Origin of the sequence: Bacillus sp. TH50 (assembly GCF_016650565.1) — a bacterium.
In the GTDB taxonomy this organism is placed as follows: Bacteria; Bacillota; Bacilli; order Bacillales; family Bacillaceae_G; genus Bacillus_A; species Bacillus_A mycoides.
The window spans coordinates 1,597,231-1,616,434 of the sequence record NZ_JAEKFM010000007.1; the positions used below are offsets into that span (position 1 = coordinate 1,597,231).

17 protein-coding genes and 2 other annotated features are annotated in these 19,204 nt (G+C 34.7%); of the genes, 15 read left to right on the forward strand and 2 right to left on the reverse strand.

Annotation, left to right across the window (positions count from 1 at the left end):
* Positions 1-374 precede the first annotated feature (374 nt).
* Positions 375-1,667 carry an enterotoxin EntFM gene (entFM, locus tag JFU23_RS25295; protein ID WP_201033003.1) on the forward strand — a complete coding sequence of 431 codons (1,293 nt, stop codon included), beginning with the start codon at positions 375-377 and terminating at the stop codon, positions 1,665-1,667.
* Between the two features lie 180 nt (positions 1,668-1,847).
* On the opposite strand, the gene JFU23_RS25300 is transcribed toward entFM, so the two are convergent.
* Positions 1,848-2,612, reverse strand: coding sequence for an alpha/beta fold hydrolase (locus JFU23_RS25300; protein ID WP_002135756.1), 765 nt, complete (start codon positions 2,610-2,612; stop codon positions 1,848-1,850).
* A gap of 275 nt (positions 2,613-2,887) precedes the next feature.
* On the opposite strand from JFU23_RS25300, the gene JFU23_RS25305 reads away from it, so the two are divergent.
* From JFU23_RS25305 to JFU23_RS25340, 8 genes are all read left to right on the forward strand, one after another.
* Positions 2,888-4,648 carry an ABC transporter ATP-binding protein gene (locus JFU23_RS25305; protein ID WP_201033004.1) on the forward strand — a complete coding sequence of 587 codons (1,761 nt, stop codon included), beginning with the start codon at positions 2,888-2,890 and terminating at the stop codon, positions 4,646-4,648.
* An 86-nt stretch (positions 4,649-4,734) separates the two neighbouring features.
* Positions 4,735-5,412 carry an envelope stress response regulator transcription factor HitR gene (hitR, locus tag JFU23_RS25310; protein WP_002031358.1) on the forward strand — a complete coding sequence of 226 codons (678 nt, stop codon included), beginning with the start codon at positions 4,735-4,737 and terminating at the stop codon, positions 5,410-5,412.
* Positions 5,409-6,509 (forward strand): envelope stress sensor histidine kinase HitS, encoded by a 1,101-nt coding sequence (gene hitS / locus JFU23_RS25315; RefSeq protein WP_201033005.1) that lies wholly within the window; start codon positions 5,409-5,411, stop codon positions 6,507-6,509. The genes hitR and hitS overlap by 4 nt, the downstream gene beginning before the upstream one ends.
* 98 nt (positions 6,510-6,607) lie before the next feature.
* Positions 6,608-7,327 carry a 3-ketoacyl-ACP reductase gene (locus tag JFU23_RS25320; protein WP_002012353.1) on the forward strand — a complete coding sequence of 240 codons (720 nt, stop codon included), beginning with the start codon at positions 6,608-6,610 and terminating at the stop codon, positions 7,325-7,327.
* Between the two features lie 149 nt (positions 7,328-7,476).
* On the forward strand, positions 7,477-8,148 hold the full coding sequence (locus JFU23_RS25325) for an O-methyltransferase (RefSeq protein ID WP_088039228.1): 672 nt from the start codon (positions 7,477-7,479) through the stop codon (positions 8,146-8,148).
* 133 nt (positions 8,149-8,281) lie between these two features.
* Positions 8,282-9,160 (forward strand): aminoglycoside 6-adenylyltransferase, encoded by an 879-nt coding sequence (locus tag JFU23_RS25330; RefSeq protein WP_061674172.1) that lies wholly within the window; start codon positions 8,282-8,284, stop codon positions 9,158-9,160.
* A gap of 160 nt (positions 9,161-9,320) precedes the next feature.
* A complete protein-coding gene (locus JFU23_RS25335) occupies positions 9,321-10,151 on the forward strand; it encodes a peptidoglycan-N-acetylglucosamine deacetylase (RefSeq protein ID WP_088039229.1) in 831 nt (276 codons plus the stop codon).
* A 70-nt stretch (positions 10,152-10,221) separates the two neighbouring features.
* Positions 10,222-10,560, forward strand: coding sequence for an SdpI family protein (locus JFU23_RS25340; protein ID WP_201033313.1), 339 nt, complete (start codon positions 10,222-10,224; stop codon positions 10,558-10,560).
* 44 nt (positions 10,561-10,604) lie between these two features.
* Here the strand turns inward: JFU23_RS25340 and JFU23_RS25345 are convergent, their stop codons facing one another.
* Positions 10,605-11,213: an NUDIX hydrolase gene (locus JFU23_RS25345; protein ID WP_002126927.1), complete on the reverse strand. Its 609-nt coding sequence runs from the start codon at positions 11,211-11,213 to the stop codon at positions 10,605-10,607.
* A gap of 81 nt (positions 11,214-11,294) precedes the next feature.
* Between JFU23_RS25345 and JFU23_RS25350 the strand changes: the two genes are divergently transcribed.
* From JFU23_RS25350 to JFU23_RS25375, 6 genes are all read left to right on the forward strand, one after another.
* Positions 11,295-11,933 (forward strand): pyridoxamine 5'-phosphate oxidase family protein, encoded by a 639-nt coding sequence (locus JFU23_RS25350; RefSeq protein ID WP_201033006.1) that lies wholly within the window; start codon positions 11,295-11,297, stop codon positions 11,931-11,933.
* A gap of 236 nt (positions 11,934-12,169) precedes the next feature.
* Positions 12,170-12,401, forward strand: a binding site (T-box leader).
* A gap of 114 nt (positions 12,402-12,515) precedes the next feature.
* Positions 12,516-12,747: a binding site (T-box leader), on the forward strand.
* Between the two features lie 307 nt (positions 12,748-13,054).
* Entirely contained in the window at positions 13,055-14,350 is a 1,296-nt protein-coding gene (locus JFU23_RS25355; protein ID WP_149190403.1) for a homoserine dehydrogenase, read from the forward strand.
* Positions 14,343-15,401: a threonine synthase gene (thrC, locus tag JFU23_RS25360; protein WP_002189302.1), complete on the forward strand. Its 1,059-nt coding sequence runs from the start codon at positions 14,343-14,345 to the stop codon at positions 15,399-15,401. The genes JFU23_RS25355 and thrC overlap by 8 nt, the downstream gene beginning before the upstream one ends.
* Positions 15,398-16,291 (forward strand): homoserine kinase, encoded by an 894-nt coding sequence (thrB, locus tag JFU23_RS25365; RefSeq protein ID WP_002189304.1) that lies wholly within the window; start codon positions 15,398-15,400, stop codon positions 16,289-16,291. The genes thrC and thrB overlap by 4 nt, the downstream gene beginning before the upstream one ends.
* Positions 16,292-16,383: 92 nt before the next feature.
* A complete protein-coding gene (locus JFU23_RS25370; protein WP_201033007.1) occupies positions 16,384-16,596 on the forward strand; it encodes a DUF6366 family protein in 213 nt (70 codons plus the stop codon).
* 216 nt (positions 16,597-16,812) lie between these two features.
* On the forward strand, positions 16,813-19,116 hold the full coding sequence (locus tag JFU23_RS25375; protein ID WP_201033008.1) for a glycoside hydrolase: 2,304 nt from the start codon (positions 16,813-16,815) through the stop codon (positions 19,114-19,116).
* Positions 19,117-19,204 lie beyond the last annotated feature (88 nt).

Here is a 19,204-nt window from a genome sequence, read left to right on the forward strand (position 1 = left end):
TGTCATGATAAGAGTGTGCCTCATGAAAAAGAACTTTCTAGAAAAATATATTGTGTTTATGTATTAGATTAATGGAATTTTCAGATTAGATAGAAAGTGTAAAATCTATATTGAAATAACGTATGAAATTTTAAATTTTGATGTAATACATAAGGAATTTGAAAAAATCGTTGCAAAAACACACTGTTTAATGATAAAGTTCACATGAAGTTCACACTAAATTCACTTCAATCGTTTAAAATAAACGATGTGTGAAAAATAAAACTCTTGCTAAAAAATGGAACTGGATGAATATTTTACTTTGATAATATTGTAAAGTACTAAGTTTATAGTTTTCTCAAGAGGATAGTAGGGAAAGGAAGTAAAGACAACTTATGAAAAAAGTAATCGCAGGTTTAGCAGCAGCATCTGTAGTAGGTGTAGCAGTTCCTGGAATGGATTCTGCTCATGCACAAGTTTCAAATGATGCGCTAAAAGAAATTAATGGACAAACACAAACTCAAACTCAAACTCAAACTCAAACGACTGTAACTGAAACAAAAAAGGTAGAAACAACTTCTGAATTAAAATACACGGTAACAGCTGATGTATTAAATGTACGTTCAGGTGCTGGTACAGGACATGACGTTATTTCTAAAGTAAAAGCAGGTCAAGTACTTCAAGTAATTGGACAAGAAAACGGTTGGTTCAAAGTTAGTGTAAATGGTCAAACAGGTTATGTAAGTGGGGACTTCGTAACAACTGGTGGCAATAAAGGAACTACTGTTCAACAAGGAACAGGTACTTACACAGTAAACGTTTCTTCACTAAATGTACGTACAGGCCCAAGTGCATCTCATACTGTTTTAGGTTCTGTAAATAAAGGGAAAACAGTTCAAGTTGTAGGTGAAGTTCAAGATTGGTTTAAAATTAACTTCAATGGTGGAACTGGATACGTAAGTAAAGACTTCGTAACAAAAGGTGGTTCAGCTGTATCTAACGAAACACAGCAACCAACTACAAACAACAACAACAATACTACTACAGTTCAAACTGGTGGTTCATATGTTGTTAATACAGGAGCTTTAAAAGTACGTACAGGTCCAGCTACATATAACCCTGTAATTGGTGGGGTAACAAACGGTACAGTATTAAACGTTACTGGCGCTGAAAATGGTTGGTATAAAATTAACCATAACGGCCGTACAGGTTACGTAAGTGCAGACTTTGTGAAGTTTGTAAAAGGCGGAGTGAACAATGTAGTTACTGGTGGTAACGAAGGTACTAATCAAGTACAAAAACCAACAGCACCAACAGGTGGAGATACATCTTCAATCGCTGGATTCGCTAGATCTTTAAACAATTCAAAATATGTATTTGGTGGTACAACACCTGCTGGTTTTGACTGCAGTGGATTCATTCACTACGTATTAAATCAAACTGGTCATAAAGGCGCTCGTCAAACAGTTGCTGGATACTGGAGCTCTAAAACAAAAACTAGCAATCCACAACCAGGTGATTTAGTATACTTCTCTAACACTTATAAATCAGGTCTTTCTCACATGGGTGTTTACTTAGGAAACGGTCAGTTCATTAGTGCAGAGAATGAAAATGTTGGTGTAAGAATTAGTTCAATTAATAACTCTTACTGGGCTAAACACCTAACAGGTTACACAAAAGCATACTAAGAAAAAGTAGTTTATATACTACTTTTCGTATAGAGAAAAGGCTTTCCAGGGAAACTTGGGAAGCCTTTTTCATATTTAGATAAACTAATAGTATAGTAGTGTTTATCACGCTTCAAAGTTCATTGGGGTTCGGGAAAATAATGAGTGGGGGTGGATAATCCCACTCATTAAAGATTGACTTTATGTCAATTTCCCGTGCAAAAACTTAGCATATAAATCATGAAAATAGTTTGGACGGAATAAGTTTGCTGCATGACCTGCTAATGGAATTTCTTTATATAAAACGTTCGGAAGAATGGACTTCAAATCAAAGAGACACGATTTATAGAGATGATCATGTTCTCCCATCACCCATAATATAGGATGGGGAAGTGCTTTTAATTTAGATTTTAAGTCGAATTCTAAGCGGTGTCGTAATGACTCAGCAATAATGGACGAGTGTAATTGTAATCCGAAACGGTAATAAATATTTCGGGAAATAACAGCGAACGGATTTGCCCTTAGTATTCCACTTGGAAAAATAGTACTAGCATACTGAGAAAGCCAAGATGAATATTCATCACCACGTTTTTCCCAAAAATTCTGAAAAACATTATATAAACGAGAAGGGTTATTATAATGTCCACCAATATGACAAATGCTCAATACTTTTTCTGGATGCATTTGTGCAAATGTCGTAGAGATATAACAGCCATAGCTTAGAGCACAAATATGAGCCTTTTTAATTCCCTCTTTTTCATACAAGTTCAATAATTGATCTACGAGGCGCTGTATTGAAAAGTCGATAGCTTCTCCTTTATCGTCGCCGTGACCTAATAAATCATAAGTTATAATGTTGTAGGAGGCAGAAAATCGTTTATGCTCTTTTTTGAAGGCGCGGCGATTTCCAACTAATCCATGAATAAAAATGATTGTTTCCTTTTCGGAATGTTTATTTGTTTGCAAAAAGGATACTCCTTTCAATGCTGGAGATTTATATAGTGTTTTAAATTAGCTAATTAATAAAATTAGTTATATATTTTCTATGCGTAGTCTATAATTTACATAGAATAATAATAAGTACCAGGTAATAATATCAGATATTTATACTTGTTGTAAAGATGAGTTTATATGTATATTTTGTAAAATTAGAAAAAAGTGTGTTTACATTCAGTTTACATTTATAGCGTATTCTAGTTTTAGAAAGAATAGTTTTGTTTATAACGAGGAGATGAACGACAATGGAAGTTAGGAATACAGAAAAGAAAAAAGGGAATTGGAGGCAGTTTTTACGTCTCATTCAAGATACAAATCCACCGAAAGGCATTCTTATTTTTGCATTAATAATGAGCTTACTTTCTACTGGAGCGAGTTTGTTTATTCCAATGCTGACAAAAGGTTTAGTTGATAATTTTTCACTTTCTTCAATTAGTACGGGACAAATTTTTGGATTAATTGCATTCTTTATTATTCAAACAATTGCTGCAGGATTGTCAATTTATTTACTGAATTATATTGGACAAAAAATTGTAGCTGGACTTAGAGAACGATTGTGGAAAAAGGTACTTATTTTACCAGTGTCTTATTATGATCAAAACAGAACGGGAGATACAATTAGTCGTATGACAAATGATACAGGTGTTGTTAAAACATTAATTTCTGAGCATTTGTCAAACTTATTAACAGGCGGTATCTCAATTATTGGGTCATTAATTGTATTATTTGTTTTAGACTGGAAAATGACAATTTTACTTTTAACGGTTATTCCATTATCGGTACTAATTTTAGTTCCACTTGGACGGAAAATGTATAAGATTTCAAAAGCACTTCAAGATGAAACGGCTTCTTTTACTAGTGTATTAACACAAGTACTATCAGAAATTCGTTTAGTAAAATCTTCAAATACGGAAAAAAAAGAATATGAAACAGGTAATACAGGTATCCAAAAATTATTGCAATTTGGTTTGAAAGAAGGAAAAGTGCAAGCATTAATTTCACCTGTTATGTCGTTTGTTTTAATGGCATTGCTTGTTATTATCGTAGGGTATGGTGGAATGCGAGTTTCTAGTGGTGCATTAACAACAGGTGAACTTGTAGCATTTATTTTGTATTTAGTTCAAATTATTATGCCGATGAGTCAGTTATCTATGTTCTTTACTCAGTTCCAAAAAGCAATTGGTGCAACCGAAAGAATTAATACGATTTTAGAATATGAAGTAGAAGATCATGAAACAGGTATGAATGTTACAAATGCGAAGCAGCCGATCGTTATTGAAAATGTACATTTTGAGTATAACGAAGAAGAGAAAATCTTGAAAAATATCGACTTCACGATTGAATCTGGAAAAGTAACGGCGATTGTAGGACCAAGTGGTAGCGGAAAAACAACTTTATTCTCGCTGTTAGAACGTTTTTATGAGCCAACTAGTGGTTTCATAAAATTAGGGAAAGAACCAATTACAGCATATTCATTACAATCATGGCGACGTCAAATTGGTTACGTTTCACAAGATAGTCCGTTAATTGATGGAACGATTCGTGATAATATTTGTTACGGTGTTGAGGGTGAAGTGACGGATGAAGAAATTGAAAAAGTAGCAGCGATGGCGTATGTTGATGCGTTTATTCATGATTTACCAAGTGGATACGCAACAGAAGTTGGAGAGCGTGGTGTGAAGCTTTCTGGAGGGCAAAGACAACGAATTGCGATTGCTCGAGCGTTACTACGAAATCCGCAAATCCTTATGTTAGATGAAGCGACTTCAAGTCTTGATAGTAAATCGGAATCGGTTGTTCAGAAGGCGTTAAATAACTTAATGAAAGGTAGAACAACTTTAGTTATTGCGCATAGACTTTCTACTGTTGTAGATGCAGATAAAATTATCTTTATTGAAAAAGGGAATCTTACAGGAAGTGGCTCACATGATGAGTTATTACGGACACATGACATGTACCGTGAATTTGCAATGCAACAATTGAAAATTAAAGAAGGAGCATTATAGAATGAAAACAAACAGTGAAGGGGCACTTCACTGTTTGTTGATTTTAGAGTGCTAAAAAGTATGTTAAGCAGAAAGGATATGATTCCTTGATACCCAAAATTTTAATTGTAGATGATGATCCGCACATTAGAGAACTTGTTTCTGTATTTTTGGAACGAGAAGGTTTTCAAACATATGAGGCCGTTGATGGATTAGATGCTCTTCGAAAAATAGAAGAAGTGAAAGTCGAAATGGCGATTATTGATATTATGATGCCAAATATGGATGGGTTTGATTTATGTTATGAATTAAGAAAATACTATGATATCCCAATTCTTATGCTGACTGCTAAAGGTGAAACATCTCAAAAAGTAAAAGGATTTCACCTCGGAACAGATGATTATCTTGTAAAACCATTTGATCCTTTAGAATTAGTTGTGAGAGTGAAGGCATTATTGAAACGTTACCAAATTACAGTATCGCAATCTATTCAAGTTGGGAATGTACTGTTAAATCGTAAAACATTTGAAGTTAACGTTGGAGAACAAACGGTGACGCTGCCGCTAAAAGAATTTGAGTTGCTCTTTACATTAGGATCTAAAGCGGGAAGAACTTGTTCAAGAGAGCAATTAATAGAAGACGTATGGGGATATGATTTTGAAGGGAATGAACGCACGCTAGACGTTCATATTAATCGGTTGCGTGAAAAGTTTCAAGAAGAGCTATCAAAGTTTAGTATAAGGACGATAAGGGGCTTAGGGTATCGCTTAGAGGTAAGTAAATGAGAAAAAGAGAAAGAATGAGTAAGATGAAGATGTTAAAAGTAATGGGGGCGATAGTAGCGCTCTTTGCTTTTCTTACTATAATTTGGTCAATAGCCTTTTTTGTATCGTCTAGTGTAATGAAAGCTTTTGAAATAAACGTATCGCCTTTTATTACTTTTCTAATTAGTGATATGGTCGGCTTTGTTTTTATCGTTCTTATTTGGACATTAATCGGAATTTTAATGAGACCGAAGCGAGAGGCGATGATTTGGACGATCATTGAACCGATACAAAAAATTGCAAAAGGGGACTTCTCTGTAAAAATACGGAATGAAGAAAAGTATGATGGTGAAATTGGTGTGCTTGTAAAAAGTATTAACGATATGACGGATGAACTTAATGCAATGGAGAAAATGAGACAAGAATTTGTATCGAATGTTTCTCATGAAATACAGTCGCCATTAACATCTATTAAGGGATTTGCTCGAGCGCTACAAGATGATAATCTACCAGTTGAAAAAAGAAAACATTATCTTACTATTATTGAAACTGAAACAACGCGATTATCTAAATTGAGTCAAAATTTATTGAAGCTAACACTTTTAGAGTCAGAGGAGTATTCACCAGAAAGAGCTACTTATCGATTAGATCAACAGTTGAAACAAATTGTGTTAAATAGTGAGCCTCTTTGGGATGAAAAAGGACTTGAGCTAGATCTGGATATGGATAAAGTGTGTGTTACTGCAGACAAAGAAAGTATGAGCCAAGTATGGATTAATTTAATTCATAACAGTATTAAATTCACACCAAATGGTGGCACGATTACAATTCATTTAAAAGAACATAAAGAATTCCTGGAAGTAAGTATTCATGATACGGGAATTGGTATATCCGAAGAACAGAAACAACATATTTTTGAACGTTTTTATAAAGCGGATTCTTCACGAAACCGTGCTTATGGAGGAAGTGGATTAGGTCTAGCAATTGTAAAAAAAGTACTCGACCTTCATCAAGGAAAAATAAAAGTTGAGAGTGTAGAAGGAAATGGTACAGAATTTATTGTGCGTATTCCAAATCATGAAGAAAAATGCATTTACCATTACTATAGTTACCTATAAGTAACCTACGCACATAAAAGTGCATCATTGCCTTTTTACATAAACATAGCTACACTTTTAATATAATAAACAACTGAGAAGATTAAGGAGTGTTACACTTGGCAGAATTATTACAAGGAAAAAATGCTTTAATTACAGGAGCAGGTAGAGGGATTGGTCGCGCTGTAGCGATCGCATTAGCGAAAGAAGGCGTAAATGTTGGTCTTTTAGCTCGTTCAGAAGAAAACTTAAAAGCAGTTGCGAAAGAAGTAGAAGCAGAAGGCGTAAAAGCTGTTATTGCGACTGCTGACGTATCTTCATATGAAGAGGTAACTACTGCAATTGAAACATTAAAAAACGGTTTAGGATCTATCGATATTTTAATTAATAACGCTGGTATTTCTAAATTCGGTAAGTTTTTAGAATTAGAAGTTGCTGATTGGGAAAAAATCATTCAAGTAAACTTAATGGGTGTATACTATGCAACTCGTGCAGCTTTACCAAGTATGATTGAACAACAATCTGGTGATATTATTAATATTTCATCTACAGCAGGACAAAAAGGTGCACCTGTAACAAGTGCATATAGTGCTTCTAAATTTGGTGTTCTTGGTTTAACAGAATCGTTAGCGATGGAAGTTCGTAAACATAATATCCGTGTAACAGCTTTAACACCAAGTACAGTAGCAACTGACATGGCTGTAGACTTAGGATTAACTGATGGAAACCCTGATAAAGTAATGCAAGCGGAAGATATTGCAGAGTTTATCGTAGCGCAGCTGAAATTAAATAAACGTACATTTATTAAATCAGCAGGACTTTGGTCTACTAATCCGTAAGGGGTAAATTTATAAACAAAGAAGGGACATCTATTCTGTAATGGAATGGGTGTCCCTTCTTTATTTTTTTGTATGTAAAGCAGAATTGTCGGTATAATGTGAAGTGAATGGTAGAAAAGCATGAAAAACTTGAAGGGGATGGTATTTCCATGAGTACGATTGAGAAATGGACGGCTGTTGATCAATATATGAGTGATGTATTAATACCGAAAGACTCTACATTAGAAGAAGTTCTTCAAGCAAATGCTTCAGCTAATTTGCCGGCACATGATGTATCGCCAACGCAAGGGAAGTTTTTACAACTATTAGTACAAATCCAAGGAGCTCGTAACATATTAGAAATTGGCACTCTAGGCGGATATAGTACAATATGGCTTGCAAGAGCATTGCCATCTGGAGGGCGAATTGTTACATTAGAAGCAAGTGAAAAGCATGCTGAAATTGCACGGAGCAATATTGAGCGTGCCAATTTGAATGATAAAATTGAAATACGATTAGGATTAGCGTTAGATTCTTTAAAACAAATAGAAAATGAGAAGTATGAACCATTTGATTTTATTTTCATAGATGCGGATAAACAAAATAACCCTGCTTATTTTGAATGGGCACTGAAACTATCACGCCCTGGTACTGTAATTATTGGGGATAACGTAGTACGTGAAGGTGAAGTTATTGACAATACTAGTAATGACCCTCGTGTACAAGGGATACGCCATTTCTATGAGCTAATAGCTGCTGAGCCGCGTGTAAGTGCTACTGCGCTTCAAACTGTAGGAAGTAAAGGGTACGATGGGTTTGTAATGGCAGTCGTAACAGAGTAATGTAAGGAGGAAAAAGGGATGAAAAAGAAGTTTCAAAAATTATAACGTGTATCTTGTACAACGAATTTAGCTCGTGGACCTCCAATTTACATAGCTTTATATTATATATTAAAAACTTGGAGGCTATAAGAAGATGAGAACTGAAAAAGAAATGTTAGACTTAATTATAAATACAGCAAAAGAGGATGAAAGAATTCGAGCTGTCATCATGAATGGGTCACGTGTGAATCCAAATGTGAAAAAAGATTGTTTTCAAGACTATGATATTATTTATGTTGTAAAAGATATACAATCTTTTACGTGTAATCATAGTTGGATTAATAGATTTGGAGAAATAATGATTGTGCAAATGCCGGAAGAAATGTCGTTACTTCCAGCTGATAAAGACGGGAAATTTCCGTATTTAATGCAGTTCATGGATGGGAATCGAATTGATTTAATGCTAGTTCCAGTTGATTTAATAAATAAATTTATTGGACAGGATAGTTTAAGTGAATTACTACTGGATAAAGACAATTGTATTGGAGAATTTCCGCCAGCAAGTGATAAAGATTACGTTATAAAAAATCCTACAGAAAAAGAGTTTTTCGATTGCTGTAATGAATTTTGGTGGTGCAGCACAAATGTAGGGAAAGGGTTATGGAGAGAGGAACTTTCTTATGCGAAAGGAATGCTGGAAGGCCCAATGCGAGATATGTTAATCGTAATGATAGAATGGCATATTGGCATGAAAACAAATTTTACAGTGAATACCGGAAAGTTTGGTAAGCATTTCGAGCAATATGTTGAAAAAGATACGTGGGAGCAATTTAGAAAGACATTTTCAAATGCAGAATATGAAAATATATGGGAGTCATTCTTTGTAATGGGTGATTTATTTAGGGAAGTTGCGAACGAAATTGCTAACACATATGGATATCAATACCCGCAAGATGATGATGACAAAGTGACAAGCTATTTAAAACATGTGAAAGTTTTGCCGAAAGATAGTACATCGATTTATCCCGCATAAACGGGCAGTAAAACCCCCACTGATTAAAGTTTCACTTTATTAATTGTATAAAGCAGTAAGACTGTCCTAATTACGGACAGTCTTATTTTTGTTCATGAATAAGAAATTCTCTAACAAAGTGCAGATGAATCACATATGAAATTTTAGGGAGGTTTTTATCATGTATTATTTTTATGCGCCAGAAATGTTCGTTCCATTTCCTTTGGGGCTAGAACGCAATATTTCGTATGCTTATATGCCATATCATTCATTTTATTATGGAAACTATATAGACGCAGTGCCGTATGTATTAAATGTTCCGCAAAATGATCAAGTCAAAGTGAAGGAAGAGAATCGGGGGTCATGGACACCTTTTTCATGGGTTGAAAAATATGCGTATGCATTTTCAGGACCATACAATAAAGCGGAAGTAGCTCTTACATTTGATGATGGACCAGATTTAGTATTTACGCCAAAAATTTTAGATAAGTTAAAACAATATAATGTAAAAGCTACTTTTTTCTTACTTGGTGAAAATGCAGAAAAGTTTCCGAATGTAGTAAAGCGTATCGCGAATGAAGGGCATGTAATTGGTAATCATACGTATAATCATCCGAATTTAGCGAAAGTAAATGAGGCTGAGTACCGTAATCAAATTATAAAAACGGAAGAAATATTAAATCGTTTAGCTGGTTATGCTCCTAAATTTATACGTCCACCGTATGGTGAAATACTTGAAAATCAATTGAAGTGGGCGACGGAGCAAAATTTTATGATTGTACAGTGGAGTGTTGATACAGTTGATTGGAAAGGGGTAAGTGCGGATACGATTACAAATAATGTGCTAGGGAATTCATTTCCAGGAAGTGTCATACTTCAACATTCGACTCCAGGTGGACATTTGCAAGGATCTGTCGATGCACTAGACAAAATCATTCCGCAGTTAAAAACGAAAGGGGCACGTTTTGTAACACTTCCAAGTATGTTCCAGACATCTAAAGAGAGAAAATGAAAATGTTAATAATTGGGATTTTAAGAGTTGTATAGTATAATGAAGGTGTAAGTTAGGGGGGATATAATTGATGGATGCACTAGTAAACGTAGGAATGAGCATATTGATTGGTATTATATTTATACTTGCGGCACTTATTCTTCAAAAAAATCCACCGACGGATATTAACGCAGCATATGGTTACCGTACGAAACGGTCTATGAAAAATAAGGAATTATGGGATGCAGGTAACAAGTATAGTGCAGAAGTGATGAAACAAAATGGATTCATTATGATGTTAATTGGAAGTGTTATTAGTATACTGTTTAGATATCCACATACAATGATAGCGATTATGATTGTTATGCTGTTGTTAATTATACGATTATTTATACGAGTAGAGAAAAAATTAAAGATACTTGAGCAATAAAAAAATAAGACTCCCGAATAAAGTAAGCTGGGAGTCCTATTTTTTTATAAACTATTTTTGTTTAGCAATTCTTGTCCTTGCACTATAACAAATTCATAGTATTCAAGAGCATAAGGATAAATATCTTCAAATGTTATCGTTATCGGATTACTGTTTAAAACAGAATTAGTCGTTAAAGATGAAATCTCTCTTCTTAATAGTTGTAGAAAAGAAGTTGCATGTACTTTCATCACATCGTCTACTTCTTCACCTGGTGCAAATGGAAGTGGCTTTATTACATTGTGAAAATACATATGACAAAATTCACGATCAGTAAGATTTGAAATTTCATAATCTATTTTATAGATTCCTTTGTATGTTAGATCAGTAGTTTGAAAGAAAAGTCCTAATTCTTCTTCAATTTCACGAAGACCGCCAATTTGTACATCTTCATCATGCATAATGTGTCCAGCTGATGTAATATCCCATATATTCGGAGCTTCTTTTTTATTTTTAGAGCGTAATTGGAAATATAAGAACATATCCTCAGCATCTTTTTCTACAAACCAGCAATGAAATGTTTCGTGCCAATCACCGTCACGATGCACGTCATCACGTAATTTCTTTCCAAGTGTATTTCTTTCAGGATCAAATATTGTTAACCACTCTGTCATTTTAATTCCCCTTTCTGCAAATTTTATTATACAATATTTGTATTGAATTTTGGGAAAATAAAGAAAAAGGAGTGATTATTAGTGAAGATAGAGAATAAGGAAATAAAATCAATAATTTCAACTGAGGAAGAATTACGACAAATATTGGGGCAACCAAGTGAACGGGCTTTGAAAAAAGTTATTTCATCACTTGATCACCATTGTGTAGATTTCCTGTCTAAATCGCCTTTTCTAGTATTATCTACTGCAAATAAATTCGGAGAGTGTGATGCTTCGCCGAGGGGAGACGCACCTGGATTTGTATATGTATTAAATGAAAATAAAATTATCATCCCAGAAAGACCGGGTAATCGTCGTATAGACTCTATTTTAAATATAATTTCAAATTCGCACGTAGGGTTAATCTTTTTTATTCCGGGTCTTGGGGAAACACTCCGAATAAACGGTAAAGCATATATTACGAACGATGAAGAAATTTTGAAAGAAATGCAGGCGAATGGACGCAATCCGTTACTTGGAATTGTTGTTGAAATAGAAGAATGCTATATTCATTGTGCAAAAGCTTTTATTCGTTCAAAAATGTGGGATCCAGAGTCATGGTTAAATAAAACAGAGCTACCTTCAGCACCGAAAATGTTAATGGAGCATGCGAAAGTGAATGCTTCAGAAGAGGAAGTTTCACGTTCTTTAGAAGAAAGTTATAGGGAAAGATTGTATTAAAAATTATTTTTTAAATATAGTGTTGAAGTATGAAACTCTAAACGTTTTAGAGTGAGACTTTAACTATGAATATTGTTAATTTGTATGTGATGAATATATGTGCAAGAGAATACATCTGTATTAGATGATTTATTATTTTAAAATATAATTATTCATATTCTTAAAAATTGTGAAGAAAAATAGGCTTGCTTTTTAAAAAGTTGATAACTATAATAAGTTAACAAATAGACATGAACGAAAAAGTAACGATAAGGACATGAGATGATTTTTACGGTTTACAGAGAGGGAAGACAAGGCTGTGAGCTTCCTAACACGAAAAATGATCTTACCACCTTTGAACTTCAATAGTGAACGAGTAATCTAGTAATTATTGACGGTATCAGCCGTTATCTGAACTTGAGCAATCTAGAAGAAAGTAAGTCTAGGTTGGAACAAGGGTGGAACCACGAAAACACATTCGTCCCTTTCCTAGGGATGAGTGTGTTTTTTATAGTTTTTAAGATTGAAAATTTAAAATAATTAAAAAATAGCATTGATTTTGTTTTTTATGCGAGTATAATGAGTTAACAAATAAACATGAGCGAAAAAGTAACGATAAGGACATGAGAACATTTTTACGGTTTACAGAGAGGGAGGCCAAGGCTGTGAGCTTCCTAACACGAGAAATGATCTTACCACCTTTGAACTTCAATAGTGAACGAGTAATCTAGTAATTATTGACGGTATCAGCCGTTATCTGAACTTGAGCAATCTAGAAGAAAGTAAGTCTAGGTTGGAACAAGGGTGGAACCACGAAAACACATTCGTCCCTTTCCTAGGGATGAGTGTGTTTTTTTATCCCGCATTAACGGTCAGTAAGATTCCCATCTCAAAATTTGGCGGATGCGAGGGAGTAAGACGGGAGATCAACTGTCCGTAAAAGCCCGATTGGTTCAACTAATAATCAGTGAGGAATGGACAAAATCCCCACTGATTAAAGTTTCACTTTATTACTTTGAAAGGAGGTGCGGTAACATGAAACGATTAGTACGTACGGAAATAACCACCATCTGCATGATTAAAAAGCAGAGTAAGGTGATTCACAGGTGTAACAATTAAACTATTTAGGAGGAGATTAGAAAATGAATAACGTTATTAATGTTGGGGTATTAGGATTAGGTACTGTCGGAAGTGGTGTTGTCCATATTTTGAAAGAACATTATCGAAAGATCGCTCTTGATACAGGATATGAAGTAAAGGTAAAGACAGTCGTTGTACGTGATTTGGAAAAGGAACGTGATGTTTGCATTGATGGAATCGTAGTAACAAGTAATGTAGATGAAGTTCTAAATGATTCAAATATTGATATTGTAGTAGAGGTAATGGGCGGAATTGAAGAAGCAAAACAGCATATTGTTACGGCTTTACAAAATAAAAAACATGTTGTAACAGCAAATAAAGATTTAATGGCCGTATACGGTGCGGAGCTTTTGCAACTGGCAAATAAAAATGAATGTGACCTATGTTACGAAGCGAGTGTAGCCGGTGGGATTCCAATATTAAGAGGATTATCAGACGGGCTAGCTTCAGATCAAATTGAAAAAATAATGGGAATCGTAAATGGAACAACAAATTATATGTTAACAAAGATGAGTCAAAATGGATGGTCGTATGAAGAGGCTTTACAGGAAGCGCAAAAATTAGGGTTTGCAGAATCAGATCCGACAGCGGATGTAGATGGACTAGACGCTGCGAGAAAGGTAGCAATTCTTGCAAACTTAGGTTTTTCGATGAATGTTTCTTTAGATGATGTTCAAGTTAGAGGTATTCGAAAGGTTGAAAAAGAAGATTTAGAGATGGCCGAAAAATTAGGATTTACAATGAAATTAATTGGTAAAGCAGAGAAACAAGGATCAGCCATTCATTTAAGTGTAGAACCGACTTTATTACCAAGGCATCATCCGTTATCGAATGTAAATAATGAATTCAATGCGGTGTATGTTCACGGTCAAGCAGTAGGGGAAGTGATGTTTTACGGACCTGGAGCTGGGAAGTTACCAACTGGTTCTGCTGTAGTAAGTGATATTATTTCAATCGTTAAAAATATGAATCAAGTTCCGAAAAATAAAAGTGCGTTAAAAGAACCAGAGCCTTACGAATTACAAGGAGATGAAGAAGTAGTTTCGAAATATTTCTTACGTATTTCATTACGAGATGAGCCAGGGATGTTGCGAAAAGTAACGGAATGTTTCGTTAATTATTCTGTAAGTTTAAAAGAAGTTATTCAATTACCTTTAAATCGCGAACTTGCAGAAGTCGTTGTTGTGACGCATCGAACTTCAAAATATCAATTCGAACAAGTTTTAGGGGCGATAGAAGATGTCGCAAGTGAAATAAACAGTTACTACATTATTGAGGAGGAAAAACAATATGTATAAAGGACTATTAAAACAGTATGCTTCTTATTTACCAGTGAATGAAAACACACCTGATGTCAGCTTAATGGAAGGGAATACACCTCTGATTCCATTATTAAATATATCAAAGCAATTAGGAATTCAGTTATACGGGAAATATGAAGGAGCGAATCCAACAGGTTCTTTTAAAGACCGTGGCATGGTAATGGCAGTTGCAAAGGCGAAAGAAGAAGGGGCAGAGGCAATTATTTGTGCATCTACAGGTAATACATCGGCATCAGCTGCCGCATATGCGGCACGCCTCGGAATGAAATGTATTATCGTAATACCAGAAGGAAAGATTGCGCATGGGAAATTAGCGCAAGCAGTTGCTTATGGAGCGGAGATCATTTCAATAGAAGGGAATTTCGATGATGCACTTAAGGCTGTAAGAAATATTGCTGCAGAAGAGCCGATTACATTAGTAAACTCAGTAAATCCTTACCGAATTGAAGGGCAAAAAACAGCGGCATTTGAAATTTGTGACCAGTTGCAAAACGCACCAGATGTTCTAGCTATCCCTGTTGGAAATGCTGGGAATATTACAGCATATTGGAAAGGGTTCTGTGAATACGAGAAAGAAAAAGGCTATAAGAAGCCCAGAATTCACGGCTTTGAAGCGGAAGGAGCGGCGGCAATTGTAAAAGGACATGTCATTGAGGCACCTGAAACGATTGCAACAGCGATTCGCATCGGTAATCCGGCAAGTTGGTCGTATGCAGTAGAGGCTGCCGAACAGTCTAATGGTGAAATAGATATGGTGTCAGATGAGGAGATTTTACATGCGTATAGATTGTTAGCAAAAACTGAAGGAGTTTTCGCAGAGCCAGGATCAAATGCTTCATTAGCGGGCGTAATTAAACATGTTCAATCTGGAAAAATCAAAAAAGGCGAAACAGTTGTTGCAGTTTTAACTGGAAATGGTTTAAAAGATCCTGATATCGCAATTTCTTCTAATAAATTTGATATTGCAAGTGTGTCAAATGATATAGAACAAATTAAAGATCATATTAAAGGGGTGATTATGTCGTGATACCATTAAGAGTTCGTGTTCCTGCTAGTACAGCGAATGTTGGACCAGGATTTGATTCTGTTGGAATAGCTTTGTCATTATATTTAGAAGTAAGTGTAAAGGAAGAAGCTGATAAGTGGCAAGTGATACATTCTTTTGACGATTCAATTCCAAAAGATGATAAAAATTTAATTGTTAGCACGGCATGTAAAGTATGTCCTTCTTTATCACCCCATATAATAGAAGTTACTAGTAATATTCCGCTGACAAGAGGGCTAGGAAGTAGCGCATCAGCGATTGTAGCAGGAATAGAGCTTGCGAATCAACTTGGAAATTTATATTTAACAACTGATCAAAAGGTTCAAATTGCTACAAACTTTGAAGGACATCCAGATAATGTCGCTGCTTCTATTTTAGGTGGAACTGTAATCGGAGCACTTGATGGAAAAAATGTTTCGGTTGTAAGGATTGAAAGTAAGGAATTAGGTGTAATTTCTCTTATTCCGAATGAAGAGCTAAATACGGATGAAAGTCGATCTGTATTACCAGAGATGTTTCCTTTTCATGAAGCGGTTAAGGCTAGTGCGATAAGTAACGTATTAGTAGCTGCGTTATGTCAAAAGAAGTGGGAAGTTGTAGGTGAAATGATGGAAAGAGATCATTTCCACGAGCCATATCGTTTAGAACTTGTACCGTTATTACCATCAATTCGTAAATGTGCAAAAGAATTCGGAGCATATGGAACAGCGCTTAGTGGTGCGGGACCATCCATTTTTATTTTAACTCCGTACGAGAAGCGTAAAGAAATAGCTGACCAATTAGCGAGAGTATTTGCAGCTATGAAAGTATGTGAGCTTGAAATTGATCATAAAGGGATTACTGTAAATAAGGAAGAACATATTGGATTATAAAGAAAGCTAGCATCGCTAGCTTTCTTTACGTTATGGAGAATCTATTTTAAAGGGGATTTTTCGGAATAAACATTAATTTTAGAGGTGATTATATGAGTTCAAAAGAGTCACCAGAAGAAAAAAGAGAACGCATGAGACAAAGTGAATTGAAAAATAATCCTACCGGTTCTTTGAATGATGGACTCAACAGGGCGGAATCAGGTAGCCACGCTGATATGACAGGTGGTATGAATTGGAAAGGTACAGGGATATTAATTTTATTGCTAGTTTTAGGATATATTATATATAGTTACTTTTTCAGTTAAGGAAAGCTTGATGGAATTTAGATTTGCTTGATCTAATTATTAGTGAGAATAAAAAAAGGATTAAAGTCTCCCTGTATTACATATTTTCTTTAAACAGATTATAGTAATACGTAAATTTTTTTGCTCATAATAGAGCTAGCATAATGCTAGCTCTATTATTTTTTGCCATATTCCTGTAACAAACCTCCTGTATATTCAGTGGTGGAGGTGCAGAAGATGAAAAAAATGATAGCGATATGTCTTCTTACAACATTGTCACTTTCGACTTTAGTCGGGTGTGATGTAAAAGGTAATGATGCTTTACAAGAGTCTAAAATAAAGAAAGCGACGTATAAAGATTTTACTTACGATGTAAATCCTGAGACTTTTACGTTAACTGTAGAACATGATGGTGTAAAAGAACAGGCATCACAACCGTTACCAAAAATGAAGGTTTCGAATTTGAAAAAAGACAAGGATCATACATCATGGGAATATCCGGATCAAAAAGTAAAAGTAAATTTAGAAAAGAAAAAAGACCACTTAAATATTGAAGTGGAATCGACTGGTGCAGAAAGTTTTACATGGCCAAAAGTGCAAGCTGAAAATTATACACTTCCGTTATGGGAAGGTAAGCAAATTCCGAGTAATGATGAGAATTGGAAGAAGTTTTTAAAGGATGATGCATATTCATTTGCTGAATCATTTTCTATGAAGTTTTTTGCATTAAATGGTTCTAAATATTCGATCGTATATATTGCGAACAATATGTTTAATAATGAATTGAAATTTCATTCAGATCCGAAAATAGGGTTTGATTTTACACATGAATTCCCGAGTATAAATAAAAATAAAACATATGGATTTCAATTATATGTGACAAATAATGATGCAGTAAGTATTGCTAAACTGTATAAGGATAATATTGCTCGAAAAGGTGAATTTAAAACATTACAAGAAAAGGCAAGAAAAAATAAAGAAATCGAAAAACTTTACGGGGCAGCTCATTTTTACTTTTGGAATCAAAATGGTTTATCAGAAAGTAACGTGAATTGGCCGAAGCTAAGAGAGCAAATAAATAGCCCGGTGTTTAGCCATATAAAAGACCTTATTCAAAAGAATAGTTCAGAGCCTGGGGAATTGAATGTATTTGAGCAGGTGAGTAAACAAGACTTTATCGATAAGTACCAAAAAAATGTTATTTTACGCTATACAAACGAAGTATTATCTATGAAGGAATTGTATAAAGAGGATATTTTCCCGAAAGTTAATCAGGAAGCTAGTGTGTTATTAAAGAAAGGTGTAGATCACTTATCGAAGACAGAGCTGTATAGCTTAAATAAACATTTATTAAAGTCAGTACTCGGTGATGCAGTTGAAGAAGTAAGTAAATGGGGTAAAGCAGATGGAACGGATATAATAAAGGAAATGAAAAAAGTAGGGATAGACAAAGCGTGGATTGGTCTACCGAACTGGGAACAAGGATTTATGCAGCCTAATTTCGTTACAGAAGCTAAGGAAATGGGATATTTAGTTGGTCCGTATGATTCTTACCATTCTATTCACGAAAAAGGTGATAAAAATTGGAACACAGCTTCTTTTAATGACCCATCGTTATATGAAGAAGCCACTGTAACGAAGAAAAATGGTGAGAAAGTGCAAGGGTTTTTAGGGAGAGGCCGAAAATTAAATCCGACATTATCACTTCCTAGTGTAAAAGAACGAATGAACGATATATTACAAAATGGCCCTAAATATAATTCATGGTTTATTGATTGTGACGCGACGGGCGAAATTTATGATGATTATTCGGCCAAACATTTAACGACACAAGAACAAGATTTACAAGCAAGGTTGCAACGAATGGATTATATTGCACAAGAAAAAGGTATGGTAGTTGGCTCTGAGGGCGGAAATGATTTTGCAAGTAGTACGATTGCATTTGCTCATGGAATTGAAACACCAGTTATTAAGTGGGACGATGAAGATATGAGAAAAAATAAAACAAGCCCGTATTATGTCGGTGGATATTGGTCACCAAATCAAAATGTTCCAGAAAAATATGCAAAACAAGTACCGTTAAAAGAAGAATATAAGCAAGTATATTTAAATCCAGTATATTCGGTGCCATTATATAAACTAGTATACAATGATTCGGTTATTACAACGCACCACTGGGAATGGGGAAGTTTGAAGGTAAAGGACGAGGTTGGAAATCGTATGTTATATGAGTTATTGTATAATGTTCCTCCGTTGTACCATTTAGATGAAGTAGAGTGGAATAAGCATAAAAAAGAAATTACAGAGCATCTGAAAGTTTGGAATGAAGTTCATGAAAAGGCAGTAAAAGAAGAAATGACGAACTTTGCATATCTGTCAGAAGATAAGCTAGTACAATCTACTTCATATGGAAAAGATATTAAAATCATTGTGAATTTCTCAAATAAAGATGTAGAAATAGAAAAAACGAAAATAAAAGCAAAGTCAGCTTTAATTAATAATAATGGGAAGCAAATGATATACACACCAAATGAGAAATAATAAAGTGAAACTTTAATCAGTGGGGGATTTATCCCTCACTGATTATTAGTCATCACCAATCAAGATGGTACGGCACAAACTTGACTCT

What these genes read in the sequence shown, in the direction of transcription:
- entFM (WP_201033003.1), top strand. Translation starts at nt 375, where the DNA reads ATGAAAAAAGTAATCGCAGGTTTAGCAGCAGCATCTGTAGTAGGTGTA.
- JFU23_RS25305 (WP_201033004.1), top strand. Translation starts at nt 2,888, where the DNA reads ATGGAAGTTAGGAATACAGAAAAGAAAAAAGGGAATTGGAGGCAGTTT.
- hitS (WP_201033005.1), top strand. Translation starts at nt 5,409, where the DNA reads ATGAGAAAAAGAGAAAGAATGAGTAAGATGAAGATGTTAAAAGTAATG.
- JFU23_RS25325 (WP_088039228.1), top strand. Translation starts at nt 7,477, where the DNA reads ATGAGTACGATTGAGAAATGGACGGCTGTTGATCAATATATGAGTGAT.
- JFU23_RS25330 (WP_061674172.1), top strand. Translation starts at nt 8,282, where the DNA reads ATGAGAACTGAAAAAGAAATGTTAGACTTAATTATAAATACAGCAAAA.
- JFU23_RS25335 (WP_088039229.1), top strand. Translation starts at nt 9,321, where the DNA reads ATGTATTATTTTTATGCGCCAGAAATGTTCGTTCCATTTCCTTTGGGG.
- JFU23_RS25340 (WP_201033313.1), top strand. Translation starts at nt 10,222, where the DNA reads ATGGATGCACTAGTAAACGTAGGAATGAGCATATTGATTGGTATTATA.
- JFU23_RS25345 (WP_002126927.1), bottom strand. Translation starts at nt 11,213, where the DNA reads ATGACAGAGTGGTTAACAATATTTGATCCTGAAAGAAATACACTTGGA.
- JFU23_RS25355 (WP_149190403.1), top strand. Translation starts at nt 13,055, where the DNA reads ATGAATAACGTTATTAATGTTGGGGTATTAGGATTAGGTACTGTCGGA.
- thrC (WP_002189302.1), top strand. Translation starts at nt 14,343, where the DNA reads ATGTATAAAGGACTATTAAAACAGTATGCTTCTTATTTACCAGTGAAT.
- JFU23_RS25370 (WP_201033007.1), top strand. Translation starts at nt 16,384, where the DNA reads ATGAGTTCAAAAGAGTCACCAGAAGAAAAAAGAGAACGCATGAGACAA.
- JFU23_RS25375 (WP_201033008.1), top strand. Translation starts at nt 16,813, where the DNA reads ATGAAAAAAATGATAGCGATATGTCTTCTTACAACATTGTCACTTTCG.